This is a genomic window from Massilia sp. NBRC 108631, from assembly GCF_059704565.1.
The window spans coordinates 255222-271989 of sequence record NZ_BAAKJE010000102.1 but is presented as its reverse complement, the minus strand read 5'-3'; the positions used below and the strand labels follow the sequence as shown (position 1 = coordinate 271989).

The 16768-nt window shown below is 63.3% G+C and carries 19 protein-coding genes; 15 read left to right on the top strand and 4 right to left on the bottom strand.

Annotated elements, in window-relative coordinates; all coding sequences use genetic code 11:
• Positions 1-5: 5 nt before the first annotated feature.
• Positions 6-1028, bottom strand: coding sequence for a tryptophan--tRNA ligase (trpS, locus tag AC6H42_RS12190; RefSeq protein ID WP_057155065.1), 1023 nt, complete (start codon positions 1026-1028; stop codon positions 6-8).
• A gap of 288 nt (positions 1029-1316) precedes the next feature.
• Here trpS and AC6H42_RS12185 point away from each other — a divergent pair, with 288 nt between their 5' ends.
• A complete protein-coding gene (locus tag AC6H42_RS12185) occupies positions 1317-2024 on the top strand; it encodes a hypothetical protein (protein WP_497548144.1) in 708 nt (235 codons plus the stop codon).
• A 60-nt stretch (positions 2025-2084) separates the two neighbouring features.
• Here AC6H42_RS12185 and AC6H42_RS12180 read toward each other — a convergent pair whose 3' ends face one another.
• A complete protein-coding gene (locus AC6H42_RS12180; RefSeq protein WP_057155061.1) occupies positions 2085-2489 on the bottom strand; it encodes a YXWGXW repeat-containing protein in 405 nt (134 codons plus the stop codon).
• 197 nt (positions 2490-2686) lie between these two features.
• On the opposite strand from AC6H42_RS12180, the gene AC6H42_RS12175 reads away from it, so the two are divergent.
• From AC6H42_RS12175 to AC6H42_RS12130, 10 genes are all read left to right on the top strand, one after another.
• Positions 2687-4630, top strand: a complete 1944-nt coding sequence (locus AC6H42_RS12175; RefSeq protein WP_057155059.1) for a CocE/NonD family hydrolase — start codon at positions 2687-2689, stop codon at positions 4628-4630.
• A gap of 244 nt (positions 4631-4874) precedes the next feature.
• On the top strand, positions 4875-6245 hold the full coding sequence (locus AC6H42_RS12170; RefSeq protein ID WP_497548154.1) for a reverse transcriptase family protein: 1371 nt from the start codon (positions 4875-4877) through the stop codon (positions 6243-6245).
• 81 nt (positions 6246-6326) lie between these two features.
• Positions 6327-6542: a DUF4287 domain-containing protein gene (locus AC6H42_RS12165; RefSeq protein WP_057155055.1), complete on the top strand. Its 216-nt coding sequence runs from the start codon at positions 6327-6329 to the stop codon at positions 6540-6542.
• A gap of 97 nt (positions 6543-6639) precedes the next feature.
• Complete coding sequence (locus AC6H42_RS12160; RefSeq protein ID WP_497548143.1) at positions 6640-7095, top strand: GNAT family N-acetyltransferase; 456 nt, start codon at positions 6640-6642, stop codon at positions 7093-7095.
• A gap of 35 nt (positions 7096-7130) precedes the next feature.
• Positions 7131-7544 carry a GNAT family N-acetyltransferase gene (locus AC6H42_RS12155; RefSeq protein ID WP_057155197.1) on the top strand — a complete coding sequence of 138 codons (414 nt, stop codon included), beginning with the start codon at positions 7131-7133 and terminating at the stop codon, positions 7542-7544.
• Positions 7526-7999, top strand: a complete 474-nt coding sequence (locus AC6H42_RS12150) for a nuclear transport factor 2 family protein (RefSeq protein WP_082551776.1) — start codon at positions 7526-7528, stop codon at positions 7997-7999. Before AC6H42_RS12155 ends, AC6H42_RS12150 begins: the two co-directional genes overlap by 19 nt.
• A gap of 27 nt (positions 8000-8026) precedes the next feature.
• Complete coding sequence (locus AC6H42_RS12145; protein ID WP_229418159.1) at positions 8027-8653, top strand: DUF6928 family protein; 627 nt, start codon at positions 8027-8029, stop codon at positions 8651-8653.
• Between the two features lie 16 nt (positions 8654-8669).
• Positions 8670-8879, top strand: a complete 210-nt coding sequence (locus tag AC6H42_RS12140; RefSeq protein ID WP_497548142.1) for a DUF7661 family protein — start codon at positions 8670-8672, stop codon at positions 8877-8879.
• 175 nt (positions 8880-9054) lie between these two features.
• Positions 9055-9471 (top strand): hypothetical protein, encoded by a 417-nt coding sequence (locus tag AC6H42_RS12135; protein ID WP_157200909.1) that lies wholly within the window; start codon positions 9055-9057, stop codon positions 9469-9471.
• Positions 9472-10020: 549 nt separating this feature from the next.
• Positions 10021-10326, top strand: coding sequence for a hypothetical protein (locus AC6H42_RS12130; RefSeq protein WP_497548141.1), 306 nt, complete (start codon positions 10021-10023; stop codon positions 10324-10326).
• Positions 10327-10385: 59 nt separating this feature from the next.
• Here the strand turns inward: AC6H42_RS12130 and AC6H42_RS12125 are convergent, their stop codons facing one another.
• Positions 10386-10988 carry an NAD(P)H-dependent oxidoreductase gene (locus tag AC6H42_RS12125; protein ID WP_057154764.1) on the bottom strand — a complete coding sequence of 201 codons (603 nt, stop codon included), beginning with the start codon at positions 10986-10988 and terminating at the stop codon, positions 10386-10388.
• Positions 10989-11135: 147 nt separating this feature from the next.
• On the opposite strand from AC6H42_RS12125, the gene AC6H42_RS12120 reads away from it, so the two are divergent.
• From AC6H42_RS12120 to AC6H42_RS12110, 3 genes are all read left to right on the top strand, one after another.
• Positions 11136-12053: an AraC family transcriptional regulator gene (locus tag AC6H42_RS12120; protein WP_057154763.1), complete on the top strand. Its 918-nt coding sequence runs from the start codon at positions 11136-11138 to the stop codon at positions 12051-12053.
• Between the two features lie 91 nt (positions 12054-12144).
• Complete coding sequence (locus AC6H42_RS12115; protein WP_057154762.1) at positions 12145-12618, top strand: (2Fe-2S)-binding protein; 474 nt, start codon at positions 12145-12147, stop codon at positions 12616-12618.
• A gap of 10 nt (positions 12619-12628) precedes the next feature.
• The gene (locus AC6H42_RS12110) at positions 12629-14905 is read left to right on the top strand and encodes a xanthine dehydrogenase family protein molybdopterin-binding subunit (protein WP_497548140.1); all 2277 of its coding nucleotides are present in this window, start codon (positions 12629-12631) and stop codon (positions 14903-14905) included.
• Positions 14906-14913: 8 nt separating this feature from the next.
• On the opposite strand, the gene AC6H42_RS12105 is transcribed toward AC6H42_RS12110, so the two are convergent.
• Complete coding sequence (locus AC6H42_RS12105; RefSeq protein ID WP_497548139.1) at positions 14914-15846, bottom strand: AraC family transcriptional regulator; 933 nt, start codon at positions 15844-15846, stop codon at positions 14914-14916.
• A gap of 165 nt (positions 15847-16011) precedes the next feature.
• Between AC6H42_RS12105 and AC6H42_RS12100 the strand changes: the two genes are divergently transcribed.
• Positions 16012-16752 carry an SDR family oxidoreductase gene (locus AC6H42_RS12100; RefSeq protein WP_057154759.1) on the top strand — a complete coding sequence of 247 codons (741 nt, stop codon included), beginning with the start codon at positions 16012-16014 and terminating at the stop codon, positions 16750-16752.
• The last annotated feature ends 16 nt before the right edge of the window (positions 16753-16768 follow it).

The following is a 16768-nucleotide window of genomic DNA, read 5'->3' as shown; positions in this document are numbered from 1 at the left end:
GCCGGTTAGAAGTAGCTCAGGCCCAACGCGGCCTTCACTTCGTCGGCCGTCCTGGCAGCCACTTCGCGCGCCTTGGCCGTGCCTTCCTTCAGGATCTGCATGACCTGGCCCTTGTCCTTGGCGAATTCTTCGCGGCGGGCGCGGATCGGCGCCAGCATTTCCTGCAGCACTACTTCCAGGCGTTTCTTGACGATGCTGTCGCCCAGCCCGCCGCGCACGTAGTGCGCCTTCATTTCTTCCAGCGCCGCCTTTTCGGTGTCGAATGCGTCCAGGTAGATGAAGGCCACGTTGCCTTCCAGGTGGCCGGGGTCCTGCACGCGCAGGTGCAGCGGGTCGGTGTAGACCTTTTTGACGGCGGCGGTGATCTCGTCGGCGGTGGCGCCCAGGTTGATGGTGTTGCCCAGGGACTTGCTCATCTTGGCCTTGCCGTCGATGCCAGGCAGGCGGCCGATTTCCGGCACCAGCGCCTTGCACTCGACCAGGATGTCGCGGTTGGCCAAACGGTTGAACTTGCGCACGATTTCGTTGGTCTGCTCGATCATCGGGATCTGGTCTTCGCCCACCGGCACCAGCGAGGCCTTGAAGGCCGAAATGTCAGCCGCCTGGCTGGCTGGATAAGTCAGGAAGCCGGCCGGGATGTCGCGTTCGAAGCCGCGCAGGATGATTTCCTGCTTCACGGTCGGATTGCGCTCCAGGCGCGCCACGGTCACCATGTTCAGGTAGTAGAAGGTCAGCTCGGCCAGTTCGGGGATCTGCGACTGGATCAGGATGGTGGACTTGGCCGGGTCGATGCCCACGGCCAGATAGTCCAGCGCCACTTCCACCACGTTGCGGTGCACCTTGTCGGTGTCTTCCATGTTGTCGGTCAGCGCCTGCGAGTCGGCCAGCATGATGAACTGCTTGTACTCGTGCTGGTAGGTCACGCGGTTGCGCAGGCTGCCGACGTAATGGCCCAGGTGCAGCGGACCGGTAGGACGGTCGCCGGTCAGGATCACGGACGGGGTGGTGGGCGTTGCTGGCTGGCTCATACGGGTTCCTTGGGGTTCCTAAGTGTCGCCCCGCACGATGCGCCAAGAAAAACGCCACCCTGCGAAGGCGGCGTTGACTAAATACTCACATCACTGTGCAGTGGCCGCGCTATGTCAGCGGGACCACCAATTCAGGCAGGTGCGATGTGGTTGGAAATATTTCATGCCCGTATGGTTGCAGTTTGCCGCGGCCCTGTCAAGGTTGGCGCCCGTTTGCGCAGTGTCATTCCACTTGTTTGTTGATCGTGGTAAATTAACAAGATTGCAATCAGCGTCACGAGGTCGAGAATGAATCAGCACAGCTTGAAGAAGAGCGCGGAGCCTGCCCGCCACGACGGGAAAAAGGAATCCATGGTCAAGCAGTTGCTGCTGGCTGCCGCGCGCGGCGCCGGCGCAGGCGTGCTGCGGGTGGCGCTGGCGCTGCTGGCGGCCGTTCTGGTCAATGCGGCCGGGGTCACGCTGGCGCTGGCCTTCAGCGCGGATGCCTGGATGGGCCATGGCGGTTCGGTGCTGTTCGCACTGCTGATCGGCGTGCCGTTCATCGTCGCCGTGGGCGTGACGGGCATGATGGCGTACAAGCAGGGCTTGATGGGCATCCTTAGCCGCTTGCTGGAGACCCAGGCGCCGGCCCTGGCCGGACTTGGCGCCAGCTTGCTTGAGAAATTTTTGAAGACAATGGACTACCAGCCCGGCGGCCCGCTCAGCGGCGCCTTGCTTGACCAGTGGCGCAAGTTCCTGAAGTTGCAGGACGACCTGCCTCGGCCGCTGCCCTTTCTGTTGGGCGCGCTGGCCGACAAGGTGCCATTTTCCGAGAGCATCACAGAGGTGGCGAGCGGCGATATGACGCTGCAGGAAGTGGCCCAGGAGGCCATGGAAGACATGGTTCAGCTTGCCATAGAGGGCGGCTTGCGCCCCGAACCCGGGCCGCTGTTCGGGGCACTGGCGCTGCAGTTCGCGTTGTGGGTGATGCTGGCCGCCGTATTGCACTACCGCTAGCCGGCGCCGGCCCCGGATGTGGCCGGGGCGGCGGGATGACCATGGGGGATAGGCGGCGGCTCAGTGGCGGTTAGGGTTGTTTGGCCGGTCGTCGTGGCGGTTCGGTACGCCGTCGCCATCCCGGTCACGGTCTACACGGTTCGGTACGCCATCGCGGTCGCGGTCGCCGCGATGCCAGCCGCCGCGTTCCACCACCCAGCGGCCGTCGCGCTCTTCCCACACGGTGGGGCGGTACACGTAGCCATTGCGGTCGCGTACCCATTTGCCCTTGACCCATACGTTGCGGCGCCCGTTCCAGTCCCAGTGGCCCGCCACCCAGGTATAGCCCCGGCGCGCTTCGGGCACGCTTTCGTGGCGCGGCGGCGGTGGCGCGGTGCGCACGACAATGACGTCGGCGAACGATGGCACGGCAACCCCGCCACCCAGCGCGGCCGCCATGGCAGCGGCTATCAGCAGTTTTTTCATGATGACACTCCTCGTTCTGTTGTGTGTGCAGCCAATGTAGGCTGGCTCAGCCTTATGATCTGTGCGGCGACGCGCATAGTGATAGGCAAGTTGCAAGCAGAGGTAACAGGATAGAAAAAGTGCGTTACAAAAGTTGCATTGCGCTATGAATGGCAACTGTCTACCATGGCCCGCAGCACAAAATTGGAGACATACCCATGCGCAACAAGCGTACCCGCACCCTCATCCAGCTGCCGGCCCTGGCGGCGCTTTCCCTGTTCGTCTCGTCCGCGCTGGCGCAAACGCCGCCGATGGCGGTGGACATTCCCGCCAGCTTCACCGCCCCGGTGAACCAGGCCGACTATGTGAAGAAAGTGGTGATGGTGCCGATGCGCGACGGGGTCAAGCTGTATACCGTGATCGTCATCCCCAGGGGCGCGGGCGTGAATGGCGCCAAGGCGCCCATCATGCTCACCCGCACGCCGTACAACGCGGCACGGCGCGCCCAGCGCAACATCAGCCCCAGCATCCGGGCCATCCTGCCGCAGGGTGACGAAACCTTTATCGACGAAGGCTATATCCGCGTGTTCCAGGACGTGCGCGGCAAATACGGCTCCGAGGGCGAGTACGTGATGACGCGTCCGCTGAGCGGCCCGCTCAACAGCAGCAAGATCGACCACGCCACGGACGCCTGGGACACCATCGAGTGGCTGACCAGGAACGTGCCCGAGTCCAACGGCAAGGTTGGCATGGTGGGTTCTTCGTACGAAGGCTTCACGGTGATGATGGCGCTGATGGACCCGCATCCCGCACTGAAGGCGGCGGTGCCGATGAGCGCCATGGTGGACGGCTGGCGCGGCGACGACTGGTTCCACAACGGCGCCTTCCGCATGCCCAGCCTGCCGTACATCGGCGGCCAGACCTCGGTCAAGGGGCGCGGCGAAGCGGTCGCCAGCGGCTATTTCGACGATTATGAGGGCTTTCTGCGTGCCGGCTCGGCCGGCGACTACGCCAGGAAGTTCGGCCTGGACCAGCTGACCTACACCAAGAAGCTGTTCGAACACCCGGCCTACGACAGCTACTGGCAGCACCAGGCGATCGACAAGCTGGTGGGCGCGCGCAAGCTGAGCGTGCCGACCATGCACGTGGTGGGGCAGTGGGACCAGGAAGACATCTACGGACCGTACGCCGCCTACGCCGCCATGGAGCCGCAGGACAAGGCCAACAAGCTGAACTACCTGGTGATCGGTCCATGGCGGCACAGCGGCGTGAACTACGACGGCTCCAGCCTGGGCGCCATCAAGTTCACCGGCGACACCGCACTGGAATTCCGCCGCAACGTGATGCAGCCCTTCTTCAACCAGTACCTGAAGGACGGCGCGCCGGTGGCCGACACGCCGCCCGTGCTGAGCTATCAGACCGGCACCAACCGCTGGCAGCGCTTCGACAAATGGCCGCAGTCGTGCGCCAGCGGCTGCCCGGCCGCATCCAAGGCCATCTACCTGCAGGCCGGCTACAAGCTGGGTTTCGAACCGCCCGCGGCCGGCGCCGCGTATGACGAATACGTGTCCGACCCGGCCAAGCCGGTGCCATTCGTGCCGCGCCCGGTGCGCATGCATGACGAGAATGTGTGGAAACCGTGGCTGGTGAGCGACCAGCGCTTCACCTCCGACCGTCCGGACGTGCTGACCTATGTGACCGAGCCGCTGCAAGCACCGCTGCAACTGTCCGGCCAGCCGATGGTAAACCTGTACGCCGCCACCAGCGGCACTGACGCCGACTGGGTGGTCAAGCTGATCGACGTCTATCCGGATGAGATGCCGTCGCAGCCAGAGCTGGGCGGCTACCAGCAAGGCATCTCGATGGACATTTTCCGTGGCCGCTACCGCAACAGCCTGGAGCGCGCCGAAGCTATCCCGGCCAACAAGGTGGAACGCTACCGCTACGCACTGCCAAACGTAAACCATGTGTTCCTGAAAGGCCACCGCGTGATGGTGCAGATCCAGTCCAGCTGGTTCCCGCTGTACGACCGCAACCCGCAGCGCTTCGTGCCCAATATCTTCCACGCGCAGCCGTCGGACTACATCAAGGCCACCCAGCGCATCTACCACGCGCCCGGCTCGGCCAGCGCGATTGAACTGCCGGTGGTGGAAGCGCGCTGATCCTGCGCGTCTATCCTCCTGGGTTGACCGTTGTGCGAAATTGCCCTACTGTGTCGGCGGGGCGGACTCCTTCAAGCCGGCCTGTCCCTGCTTCGTGCAGGGACAGCCTCTACGGGGCTACCCCGTGGTAACTTGATTGGTTCAGCATTTCGCCGCATGGGCCTGGTTGCGCTTTCGCGCAAAGCCGCTCACGCATCACGAGACTCGTTGAAGGACCTCCGCCCCTTTTGGATCTTTGCTGCGCATGAATACAAAGCAGTTCACCGTGCTGGCGCTGGCCGATATGGTGCTGGCCACGGACGGCAGCCTGGCCAGCCTGATCGGCGCATGCAATCGCGTATTCGACGCGGAACCGCCGTGGGTGCCCGCTGCTTGCGCGGCGCTCATCGAACGAACCGGTGACTACTTCCACTACTACAGCAGGCGAGAACTGGCCGCTCTCCTGCTGGAGTGCATTGGCCACGGAAGCGCTGGCGCGCGCGATAAAGACGCGGAGCCGAGGCACGAGCGGGGGCTGGAGTGCTTAGTGATGCCGGACGTGCGGCGCTTGTGTGTGGAGCCGGCTGTGCGCCCGCCCAAGCCAGCCTGGCTCGCCGCGCTTGCACTGCCGGACTTACCGACTGCCGGCGCGCTGGCCGCCTGGCTGAACGAACCGGTCGGCGCCCTGGACTGGTTCGCCGACCAGTGGCGCCTCGCGCGCGATGCGCAATCGCCGCTCCAGCATTACCACTATCGCTGGGTACCCAAGCGCAGCGGCGGGCAACGGCTGATAGAAATACCGAAGGCGCGGCTGCGGCGCATCCAGCAGAAAATCCTGCGCGAGATACTGGACATGGTGCCGCCGCACCCGGCCGCGCATGGCTTCCGGCGCGGCCACTCCTGCGTCACGCACGCGGCGCTGCACGCCGGCCGGCATGCCGTGATCCGCATGGACCTGAAGGACTTTTTTCCGAGCATACAGCTGTCACGCGTCCATGCGCTGTTCGAAAAGCTGGGCTATCCGCATAGAACGGCCGGAACGCTGGCCCGGATTTGCGTCAACCGCACGCCGCAGGGCGCCTTGCGCGACAAGCTGGCCGGCGGGGCGCTGCCTTGGCTTGAACGCCAGGCGCTGAAGTCGCCCCATTTGCCGCAAGGGTCCCCTTGCTCGCCCGCGCTGGCCAATCTGTGCGCCTACCGTCTCGACATTCGGCTCTCGGCGCTGGCACAATCCCTGGGCGGGTCCTACAGCCGCTATGCAGATGACCTGGCATTCTCCGGCGGCCCTGCGTTCGCGCGGGCAGCGGACCGTTTCCACGTGCGGGTCGCCGCGATCGCACTGGAGGAAGGCTTCCGCGTGAACACGCACAAGACCCGCCTGATGCGTGAGGGCACGCGGCAGCAGGTGACAGGCATCGTGGTAAACGCCCATACCAATGTCGCGCGCGACGAATACGACAAGCTGAAGGCCACGCTGACCAATTGCGTGCGCCATGGGCCCGCGTCCCAGAACCGCGACCGGCATCCGGACTTCAAGGCCTACCTTGCCGGCAGAGTTTCCTACGTGAGAATGGTGAACGCGGGCCGGGCGAGCAGGCTGCAAGGCCTGCTGGACGCCATCGCATGGGCAGCCTGAAAAAATAATCTCGCCTGCTTGTCGATTCCGGCCGCGCCCGTCCGTCGTGTTCATAGTGACTGACTAGCTATGGAGAGAAAAATGAGCGACAAAGACGTTGTGAAGGGCCCGGCTTCCTACTTCCCTTCCATCGAGAAGAAATACGGGTATCCGGTCGCTCACTGGCTTGGCCTGCTGGCGTCGGCTGGCCAGATGAAGCACATGGAGCTGGTGAACTGGCTGAAGGCGGAGCACGGGCTTGGCCACGGCCATGCCAATGCACTGGTGGCCTACCACCTGGCCAAGCGCCAGGGTTAGGGCAGGGCAGCGCTGCATCGTCTTGTGAGAATGTGCGCATTTTCATAGGCCCCCACCTGTTATTCTGCTCACATTATTGTTGAATGCGGAGCGAACGATGGGCGTGCCCGTGACGCGGCTGGCCCATGCCGGCGACAAGGCCGGCATCTGGCACTTGTATCAGGCGGCGATGAAGCCGCATATCGAATCCATCTGGGGATGGGACCAGGACTGGCAGAGCGCCGACTTCGATCAAGCCTTTTCGTCGTCCGCGAGTTATGTTGTGGAAGTGGACGGCGAGTTTGCGGGCTACTTCCAGCTGGACTTGAACCCGGACGACATCTATCTGCGCATGCTGGTGCTTGCGCCAGTATTCCGCTCCAAGGGCCTGGGTGCGCGCCTGCTGGGGGAACTGTGTCACATGAGCGTCCAATCGCGCCGGCGCCTCAGCTTGCGCGTGTTCCGAGTGAACGGCGATGCCAAACGATTTTACGAACGGGAAGGCTGGACCGTGGAGTCCGAGGACGACCTGTTCTGGATGATGACCCACGCGGGCTGCAAAGGAAGGGAATGAACTACAGGCGGGCAACCGTGCAGGATATTCCTGCCATGTCGGCGATACGCCTGGCGGTGACGGAGAACGTGCTGTCCGATCCTTCGCGCGTAACGGAGCAGATGTACAGGGACTATCTGCACCTGCTCGGCCGTGGCTGGGTGGCCGAGTGCGAAGGCGTGATCGCCGGTTTCTGCTACGCGGACAAGGGCCAGTCGTCGATCTGGGCGCTGTTTATGGCGCAAGGGTATGAGGGGCAGGGCATCGCCAGGCGCCTGCTGCAGCTGGCTGTCGACTGGCTGTTCGAGCAGGGCAGCGCGAGCATCCGGCTGACCACTACAGCAGGCACGCGCGCCGACGCGTTTTACGCACGCCAGGGCTGGACGCGCGGCATGCTTAACGAGCGTGAAGCGGTGTTCACGCTAGCTAACTTAAAGAGAACCCACAAGCCATGTCAGGAAAATACTTAGTCAAACCGCGATTCGTTCAGCAGTGCCTGGCCCTCGCGCTGGCGTGTGGCGCGAACGCCGCTGCTGCCGCAGCGCCGGACGCCAGCCCTGCGCTGGTGGAGTTGGTACAGCGCCATGCCGAAGCGCAGCGCGACTTCGACCAGGCCACGCTGAAAACCGTTACTGCCGAAAACTATGTCGAAGTGTCTCCCGCCGGCGAGGTGGACAGCCGGGAGAAAATGCTGTCCTTCTACGCTCCCGAGCAAAAACGCCCGCCGCCGCAGCTGCAGGTGAGTGAGCCGATGGTGCGGGTGCTGGGCGAGACCGCCGTCGTTCTCGCCAAACTGACCTACACCATGGGCGCGGAAGGCCAGGCCCGTACCTTCGCCATGCGTGCCAGCTATGTCGCGCAACTGAAGGAAGGCAAGTGGAGACTGGTGGCGGCGCAGTACACTGGCATACGCCCCCCGAAATAAGGGGAGCCAATGGGAGCGAAGACTTGGATGCTGGTGTACAGCAAAGGGAACCCGGCGGAGATCTTGAAGGGGAAGCCGGAGCTGGACCGTGAAGCAAGCATTGCGCTCGCGCAGCGGCTGTTCCCGTCCGAGAAATTGGAGGCCTTGAGCGATGTTGACTTGTCTTACACCTGCCCGCCGGACAATGAGCTGGTGGTCGGCTGCTTCCCCGGTCTCGCGGTGGTGGCTGCAAAGGAGTTCGGCATCGACTGCCCGTCCAGGTTGCCCGTGGCGTTCCTGGAACAATTCCCCGGCTACGGCATCTATTTGCACGCCATGCATAGCGTGGTCGACTGGTTTGCTTATGCCGTGTGGTTGGATGGGAAGCTGCAACGCTCCCTGAGCCTGTCGCCGGACAGTGGGGTGCTGGAAGATATCGGAGCGCGGCTGCCGTTCGAGCAGCCTTACTGGAACGGCGCCCATCCGGCCGTCGATCCGGATGAAGATGAAGCCGACTATCCCTTCGTTTTCCATCCGCTGGAGTTGGGCGAGGCCGCCCTGGCAGCGTTGTTTGGCTACCAGTTGGAAGGCATGATCGATCCCGCGCATCTGCAGCCGGAAACGGTGCCGTTGATGCGCTTCAAACGTAAAAAAGCCTGGTGGCGGTTCGGCTAGTGCGAAAGAGATGCAAATGAAATTCAATATCTACGGCAGGTTTCAGCTTGATGTCAGGCGTGTTGGCGACGAGTGGGAAGTCTATCGCCTGGACTATGGCAAGCGCGTTCCCATGGAAGAAATCGTCATCCCACCGACGCTACCCGAGGACGAAATCGCCATCTATCTGGACGATATTTTCCACGAACTTGCCGGGTTCGGTCAAAGCATAGAGGTGCTGGTTTGAACCGCAGAGAGTTGAACATGTAGGCCGAGAAACAAGTCACAGTTTTGAGGGCGGCTAACGTGCGCTAGCTTGGACTTGACCTGATACCAATTGGCAGATGAGTTAGAGTTCTGACAGGCCGCAACCGGCCAGAAGCTGCCGCTCAACCTATGATTAGTTTTTTTATTTGAGATTTATGAGCAACCAACATTGGCGAATTGAAGAACTCAAGCATCATTCGAAAGACATTTCTTGGCTCGATGCCAGTGAGGTCAGCCAGGCTTACAAGTTGGTTGGTCTTTATGATTCGAAAAGTCACCTTGGTTTGAATGCCCACACAGTTGGTTCAGTGGAGCGACTTGAGTTCGACGAGGACGTATCAACTGCTACCGATTGGTTGCGGCCTCGTATTTCTGGCATTCAGGAATTGATAGTAGTGTTTGGTGGGGATGATTGCTTCCGTTGCAGTGGCAACTTCTTTGTAGAGAATTGGTCGGACATTTTTATGCCCGCACGCGACGATGCGATGGCCTACTCACCAGAAAGCTCTATCATTCTATTCTACTGCCATGAAAATGAATTCGAGGTTGGACAACGGATTATTTTTGACTGAAATCGGCCATAAGCGGACGCCTGAGCCAATGAAACTTTCTGCACTAAATAGATGACAATTGAGCCGATTACTTCCATCCAGATTTCCCTCACCGTTGATAAAGCGGTCGTTTTGTTCGAGTTCGTGCGGCGATTTTCAGATTCGGATTCCCTGGAAATCGTTGACCAGGCCGAACAGCGAGCTCTGTGGAACCTATGCTGTGTTTTCGAGCGAGGCGCTTTGAGCTCTCTTGAGGACGATTGGCCCGTGTTGTTGCAGCAAGCTCGCGACAGGCTGCGCGATGAGACGTAATTTGTCTGGACACCCGCCCGCCCATGTCCGCAATGGGGCGAGATCTGCCGGATGTGACAATTCGTGAATTTTCCATGCAGGCAACATGCTATCCTGAACACCAACGGCTGGGGCCGGCTAGAAGCGGTCCTTCAATGTTCGGCAAACGTGGACGTTGATGTTGCTGCCGTTTCTTGTCACTTGGACGAATTAGTACGAATTCGATAAGCTTGCTGCAAGCATGTTCATGTCACTTGTCATCGTCGTTTTGGAGGCCCTATGGAACACATCTATCTTGCAATCTTACTTGGGGCATTGATTCTGGCGGGCGTTGCAAAGCTGGTTCGATCCTCAGGGCAGTCCCATATATTAACAATCAACTACGCACTGATCACCGATCCCGAGCAATTGCACCGCTGGGCCGCTAAGTGTTTCTCCATGACCGCTTTCGCAGCGGCATTGCTTGCGCTCGCCGCGTTTGCCGCACCGGCTTACGCCAAGCTATTTCTAGTGCTATTTTGTATCTTGGTGTTAGGTGCAGCGGTGGCAGTTTTACTGGGCGCGCGTAAGTTCAGGATCGCATAAGGCGGTTGGATGGGAACGACCGCTTTGGGGCGGAAGCCGCCGCCCGGTTGACAAAATCATCAGGTCAAATGAGGCATGATGGCAGCCAGATGTCCGCGCAGCCGCGCGATATCGCCCTCGATGTCCGCGTGCTTCACCACGTCGTGTGATGAGAACGCAGGCAGCACTTCGGCGCCGCAGAACTTGTAATTGGCGGTGTTGGACACGAACACGTCGTCCACTGACTTGCCCTCGAATAGCCGCTGCTGCGGATTGCCGAATGCTTCCCGGGGTGCGTTCCAGGTCAGCGACATCATGTAGCGCTTGCCTTGCATCTTGCCGCCGCTGCCGTACTGTCTGCCCGGCTCGTCGCGGCTGCGGCCGTCGTCCACCAGCAGGCGCTGTTGCACCAGCCCTGCAGTAAATACCTCATCGACGTATTTCTTGTAGATCCACGGCATGCCGAACCAGTACACCGGCGATTGCAGGATAATCACGTCCGCCCAGACGTGCTTGTCTACTTCCGCGTCGATGTCGTAGCCCCTCTCGATGACCGATTCACGCACCTCGTAACCGCGCTGCGCCATCTCTTCGCGGATCACGCCCGCCATGGTGCGGTTCAGCTTGCCGCTGGCGATGCCCTGGTACGCCTGGTGGGCGTTGATAATCAATACACGTTTCATTTTGCGTCCGATAGAACTTATGATGGCTGGCATTGTCCGGCCGTTTGTGGCCGGAACGCTTGCCGGAATCGATGCAGTTCTTGCCTGATCCGACGAGCCGCCGGTGCCGCCGATGGAAAAGCCCGGTAACCGTGCTACGCTGCAAACATGAACTCATCGCATACCTCAAGCAGCGCGGCTCGCGCGGAATTGGCGCGCGTGGTCGGCGCGATTGCCCAAACCGACGGCGAGCATGCCAACGCCATTTCGTCCCTGATGTTTTACCGCCGCAGCGCAGTCAGCGATCCTGTGCCGTGCATCTATGGGCTCGGATTAGGCATGGCCCTGCAGGGCGGCAAGCGCGTCACGCTGGGCGGCGAGATCTACGACTATGGCCCGGGCCAGTCGCTGGTCACCGCCATGGACCTGCCGGTGGTGTCCTATGTCACGCGGGCCGCCAGCGGCGAGCCTTATCTGGGCATGTGGCTCGGACTCGATTGCGGCCGTCTGGCGCAGGTGGCGGCAAGCATGGACTTGTCGGCGCCACTGGCGTCTGCCAGCGCGCGGGCGCTGTCGGTGGTGGATCTGGACGAGGGCCTCACGCAGGCCTTGACCCGGCTGGTGCGGCTGCTCGACGAACCCGGATTGATCAAGCAATTGGCGCCGTTGATCGAGCAGGAGATCATGGTGCGCCTATTGAGCGGCGCGCACGGGCCGGCCTTGCGCCAGTTGGTGGCGGCGGGTTCGCCCAGCCAGCAGATCGCGCGCGTGATCGGCTGGCTGAAGCAGCACTACACTGAGGACTTCCCCATGGACGACCTGGCCGCGCAGGCGCACATGAGTCCTTCGACCTTTCGGCTGCACTTCCGTGCCGTGGCCGGCATGAGCCCCCTGCAGTACCTGAAGCAGCTGCGTCTGCAGGATGCACGCCAGCTGATGCTGAACGAGGACATCGATGCCGGCAGTGCGGCGGTGCGGGTGGGCTACGAGAGCGCGTCGCAGTTCAGCCGCGAGTATACGCGCTTGTTCGGCGCGCCGCCGCTGCGCGATATCCGGCGCTTGCTAGAGTCGGTGGAAACTCGTTGAATCGGGCAAGATAACGGTCGGAAGCGGCAAACGCTTTCGGGGAACGGGCGGTCATACTGCAGCTGTTCCCCAACCAGGAGTTTTGCCCACCATGACCACGCTTACTGTCAACGGCCGCCAGCGCGCCATCGAAGACGATCCAGGCACGCCCATCCTCTGGGCGTTGCGCGACACGCTCGGCTTGACCGGCACCAAATTCGGCTGCGGTGCTGCGCTGTGCGGCGCCTGCACCGTGCACCTGGACGGCCAGGCGATCCGTTCCTGCATCACGCCGATCTCGGTCGCCGAAGGCAAGAAGATCACAACCATCGAAGCGGCCACGGACGGCAGCGACCGGGTTGGCGCGGCCGTGCAGGCGGCGTGGATCAAGCACGACGTTGCGCAATGCGGCTACTGCCAGAGCGGCCAGATCATGAGCGCCACCGCCTTCCTCAAGTCGCTTCCGCGCGGCAAGCAGCCCACTATGGCTGAAATCGAATCCGCCATGGCAGGCAATATCTGCCGCTGCGGCACCTATGCCCGCATCCGCGCCGCCATCGCCGACGCCGCCCGCACGCTCGCCTGAAGGAACTTCCATGCTGCCCCATATCGATCCAAATCAATTCGATCTGAACCAATTGCCGCGCGCCCTGCAAAAGATGCTGGCGCGAGAAGACGGCCTTGAAGCGGCGCAGCCACCGCGCCGCGCCTTCCTGAAAATGCTGGGCGTGTCCGGGCTGGCGCTGGGCGCCTTCCCGCAATTGGCGTCGGCGCAAGGCCAGGCGCCGGCCGCGCTCAAGGCCACCGAACAGCCGCTCGCTTTCGTGCGGATCGCCCCCGACGGCATCGTGACGGTGACCGTCAACCGCCTGGAATTCGGCCAGGGCGTGCAGACCGCGCTGCCGATGATACTGGCCGAGGAACTGGACGCGGACTGGAAGCTGGTACGCAGCCAGCTAGGTTCCAATGATCCGGCCTACGTCGATCCCATGTTCGGCATGCACCTGACCGGCGGCTCGAACTCCATCAAGAACAGCTTCACGCAGTACCGTGAACTGGGCGCCCGCGCCCGCGCTATGCTGCTGGCTGCCGCCGCGCAGCGCTGGAACGTGGATGCCGCCAGCCTGAGCACGCGCGCAGGAACGGTGCTGGGGCCGGGTGGGCGCGAGCTTGGCTATGGCGAGTTGGCCGAGGCCGCGGCGGCGCTGCTGGTACCGCAAACGGTCACGCTGAAAGATCCGAAGGATTTCCGCATCATCGGCCAGCCCACCGGCCGGCTGGACGCGCGCGCCAAGAGCAGCGGCGGGCAGCATTTCGGCATCGACACCCGCCTGCCGGGCCAGTTGACGGCCCTGGTGGCGCGCCCGCCGGTGTTCGGCGCGCGCGTGGCGTCGCTGGACGATAGCGCGGCGCGCGCCATCAGGGGCGTGCGCGCTGTGCTGCGCGTGCCGCTGGACCGGGGCGCCGAGGGCGTGGCCGTGCTCGCGGACGGCTACTGGGCTGCCAGGCAGGGCCGCGATGCGCTCAAGCTGGAGTGGAACACGGAGGGCGTTGAGAAGGTGGACAGCGAAAGGCAGCTGCGCCAGCACCGCGAGCTGGCATCCCAGGCTGGGCCGCGCAAATTTGACGCCGACATGGCGCCGCTGGACCTTGCGCCGATGAAGATCGACGCCGAATTCGTGTTTCCCTACCTGGCGCACGCACCCATGGAGCCGCTCAACTGCACCGTCAAGCTGGAGCAGGGGGGCGCGCAGTTGTGGGTGGGAACGCAGTTCCACGGCGTGGACAGCGCCGCCGCCGCGCGCGTGCTGGGCATCAAGCCGGAGCAGGTGACGATGCACGTGGCGATGGCGGGCGGCGGCTTCGGCCGGCGCGCCGCCAGCAGCAGCGACTTCGTGGTCGAAGCCTGCGAGATCGCCAAGGCCGCGCGCGCCGCCGGCGTGGACGCGCCGGTGCGCACGGTGTGGAGCCGCGAGGATGACATACGGGGCGGCTACTACCGGCCCATGCATTTGCACCGCGCCCGCATCGGTTTCGATGCGCAGGGCAAGGTGCTGGCCTGGGACCACGCGCTGGTCGGACAGTCCATCACCTCCGGTTCGGTGTTCGAGGCTTTCCAGGTGAAGGACGGCATCGACGGTACCGCCACCGAAGGCATGCGCGACCCCTATCCCTTCCCGATGCGGCTCACCGTGCACCATCCCAAGCTGAACGTGCCGGTGCTGTGGTGGCGCAGCGTGGGTTCGAACCACACGGCCTTCGTAATGGAAACGCTGGTCGACGAGATTGCCCGCGCCACGAAGCAGGACCCGGTTGCCTACCGCATGAAGATGTTCGGCGACCAGCATGCGCGCCACCGCGCCGCGCTGCAGCTGGCGGTGGACAAGAGCGGCTACGGCAAGCGCCGCCTGGCGGCTGGCCGCGCTTGGGGCGTGGCGGTGCACGAGTCGTTCAGCACGGTGGTGGCCTACGTGGTGGAAGCGTCCCTGAAGGGTGGGCAGCCCAAGCTGCACCAGGTGACGGCGGGTGTGCACTGTAACCTGGCCGTGAACCCGCGCAGCATCGAGGCGCAGGTACAGGGCGCGGCGGTGATGGGACTGTCGATGTGTCTTCCCGGCGCGGCAATCACCCTCAAGGACGGCGTGGTCGAGCAGAGCAACTTCGGCGATTTCACGGTGGCGCGCATGACCGATATGCCGGGCTTCGCGGTGCACATCGTGCCGAGTGCGGAACCGCCGACCGGGATCGGCGAGCCGGGCTTGCCGCCGCTGGCGCCGGCCTTCGCCAACGCCATTGCGCGGCTGACTGGCAAGCCGTTACGCAACATGCCATTCGATCTGTCGGCCAAGCCTGCCCCCCCGGCGGCGGGCTGAGTCTCTGGCTACTGCACCGTGATGTAGGGGGCGCCGCGTTCGGCCGGCATCTGGCACAGCAGGGTGCGCATTTCGCGCGCCTCGTCGGCCGGCGTACGGCCGAAGAAGCGCTTGAACTCGCGGCTGAACTGCGAGCTGCTTTCGTAGCCTACCCGCGCCGAGGCAGTGGCCGCGCTCAGGCCGTCCTGCACCATGAGCAGGCGCGCCTTGTGCAGCCGGGTACTCTTCAGATATTGGATCGGCGAGGTCTGCGTGACAGCCTTGAAGTTGGCGTGGAAGGCCGCCACGCTCATGCCGGCCTCGCCGGCCAGCGTGGCCACGTCTACCTGGCTGCTCACGTCCGCATGGATGCGGCGCAGCGCCTTGCCGATCTTGCCGAAATGGCTCTGGTGCGCCAGCGCGGCGCGCAGCGAGCCGCCTTGCACGCCGGTCAGCACGCGGTACAGGATCTCGCGCATGGCGCTTGGCGCCAGCAGCTGCGTCTCCAGCGGCGACGTGAGCGCTTCGAGCAGGCGCAGCACCGCGTCGCACAGCTTGCCGTCCATCGGCGATGAAATGATGCCTTTGGGCTCGGCCGCGATGGCGGTGCCGGATTGCTCCACCGCCAGCATCAGTTCCGCCGCCATCTGCAGGTCGATGCGGATCGACACGGCCAGCATCGGCTCGGCCTCGGAGGCCAGCACGGTTTCCCCTTCGAACGGCAACGGCACCGACATTACCAGGAACTGCTGCGCGTCGTACACATAGGCCTGGCCGCCGAGGTAGCCGTGCTTGCGCCCCGAGCAGACGATGACGATGCACGGCTCGTACAGCACCGGCATGCGCGGAATGGGGCGGTTGGCGCGCATGAATTTCACGCCGTCCAAAGCCGACAGGGTGGAGCCTTCGGAAGGGGCAAGGCGGTTCAGCAGGGCCGTCATGCGTTGTTGTGGTCTTGGCATGGCTATCCAGTGGTTAGTAGGTTCGTGCATTCATTATGCCAGTTTTGGATGCGTTCCTCGCAAGGATTGGAGGATTAGGCAATAGGTCGAGATCATCCGGCATTCACGGGCAGGCCCCGCCTGCTTAAACTTCATCCCATCAACAACAGCTCAGGAGGGCGCATCATGACGCAGCAGCAAAATCAAAAAGTGGTCCTTATCACCGGCGCAAGCAGCGGCATCGGCGAGGCGACGGCGCGCTTGCTGGCACAACAGGGCATGCACGTGGTAGTGGGCGCACGCCGCACCGACCGGCTGGAACTGCTGGTGGCGCAAATCCGCGCTGCCGGCGGCTCGGCGGACTTCAGCGCGCTGGATGTGACCGACGCGGACGACGTGCAGACTTTCGTGCTGGCCGCCCACAAGCGCCATGGCCGCGTGGACGTGATGATCAACAACGCCGGCGTGATGCCGCTCTCGCGCCTGGACGCGCTCAAGCTGAAGGAGTGGGACCGCATGATCGATGTCAACGTGCGCGGCGTCCTGTACGGCATCGCGGCGGCACTGCCGTTGATGCAGGTGCAGCGCTCGGGCCAGATCATCAACATGGCATCGATCGGCGCCTATACGGTGAGTCCGACGGCGGCGGTATACTGCGCCACCAAGTTCGCCGTGGCCGCCATTACCGAGGGCTTGCGGCAGGAGGTGGGCGGCGACATCCGGGTGACGCTGGTGTCGCCGGGCGTGACCGAGTCCGAGCTGGCCGAGAGCATTTCGGACGAGCGGGGACGCGCCGAGATGAAGGAGTTCCGCAAGGTGGCCATCGGGCCGGACGCGATCGCGCGCGCCATCCTGTTCGCCATCGAGCAGCCGGCGGACGTGGATGTGAGCGAGATCGTGGTGCGGCCGACCGCCAGCCCTTACTGAAGCGCAGCTTCTGCAG

What these genes read in the sequence shown, in the direction of transcription:
- trpS (WP_057155065.1), bottom strand. Translation starts at nt 1,028, where the DNA reads ATGAGCCAGCCAGCAACGCCCACCACCCCGTCCGTGATCCTGACCGGC.
- AC6H42_RS12185 (WP_497548144.1), top strand. Translation starts at nt 1,317, where the DNA reads ATGAATCAGCACAGCTTGAAGAAGAGCGCGGAGCCTGCCCGCCACGAC.
- AC6H42_RS12180 (WP_057155061.1), bottom strand. Translation starts at nt 2,489, where the DNA reads ATGAAAAAACTGCTGATAGCCGCTGCCATGGCGGCCGCGCTGGGTGGC.
- AC6H42_RS12175 (WP_057155059.1), top strand. Translation starts at nt 2,687, where the DNA reads ATGCGCAACAAGCGTACCCGCACCCTCATCCAGCTGCCGGCCCTGGCG.
- AC6H42_RS12170 (WP_497548154.1), top strand. Translation starts at nt 4,875, where the DNA reads ATGAATACAAAGCAGTTCACCGTGCTGGCGCTGGCCGATATGGTGCTG.
- AC6H42_RS12165 (WP_057155055.1), top strand. Translation starts at nt 6,327, where the DNA reads ATGAGCGACAAAGACGTTGTGAAGGGCCCGGCTTCCTACTTCCCTTCC.
- AC6H42_RS12160 (WP_497548143.1), top strand. Translation starts at nt 6,640, where the DNA reads ATGGGCGTGCCCGTGACGCGGCTGGCCCATGCCGGCGACAAGGCCGGC.
- AC6H42_RS12155 (WP_057155197.1), top strand. Translation starts at nt 7,131, where the DNA reads ATGTCGGCGATACGCCTGGCGGTGACGGAGAACGTGCTGTCCGATCCT.
- AC6H42_RS12150 (WP_082551776.1), top strand. Translation starts at nt 7,526, where the DNA reads ATGTCAGGAAAATACTTAGTCAAACCGCGATTCGTTCAGCAGTGCCTG.
- AC6H42_RS12145 (WP_229418159.1), top strand. Translation starts at nt 8,027, where the DNA reads ATGCTGGTGTACAGCAAAGGGAACCCGGCGGAGATCTTGAAGGGGAAG.
- AC6H42_RS12140 (WP_497548142.1), top strand. Translation starts at nt 8,670, where the DNA reads ATGAAATTCAATATCTACGGCAGGTTTCAGCTTGATGTCAGGCGTGTT.
- AC6H42_RS12135 (WP_157200909.1), top strand. Translation starts at nt 9,055, where the DNA reads ATGAGCAACCAACATTGGCGAATTGAAGAACTCAAGCATCATTCGAAA.
- AC6H42_RS12130 (WP_497548141.1), top strand. Translation starts at nt 10,021, where the DNA reads ATGGAACACATCTATCTTGCAATCTTACTTGGGGCATTGATTCTGGCG.
- AC6H42_RS12125 (WP_057154764.1), bottom strand. Translation starts at nt 10,988, where the DNA reads ATGAAACGTGTATTGATTATCAACGCCCACCAGGCGTACCAGGGCATC.
- AC6H42_RS12120 (WP_057154763.1), top strand. Translation starts at nt 11,136, where the DNA reads ATGAACTCATCGCATACCTCAAGCAGCGCGGCTCGCGCGGAATTGGCG.
- AC6H42_RS12115 (WP_057154762.1), top strand. Translation starts at nt 12,145, where the DNA reads ATGACCACGCTTACTGTCAACGGCCGCCAGCGCGCCATCGAAGACGAT.
- AC6H42_RS12110 (WP_497548140.1), top strand. Translation starts at nt 12,629, where the DNA reads ATGCTGCCCCATATCGATCCAAATCAATTCGATCTGAACCAATTGCCG.
- AC6H42_RS12105 (WP_497548139.1), bottom strand. Translation starts at nt 15,846, where the DNA reads ATGCCAAGACCACAACAACGCATGACGGCCCTGCTGAACCGCCTTGCC.
- AC6H42_RS12100 (WP_057154759.1), top strand. Translation starts at nt 16,012, where the DNA reads ATGACGCAGCAGCAAAATCAAAAAGTGGTCCTTATCACCGGCGCAAGC.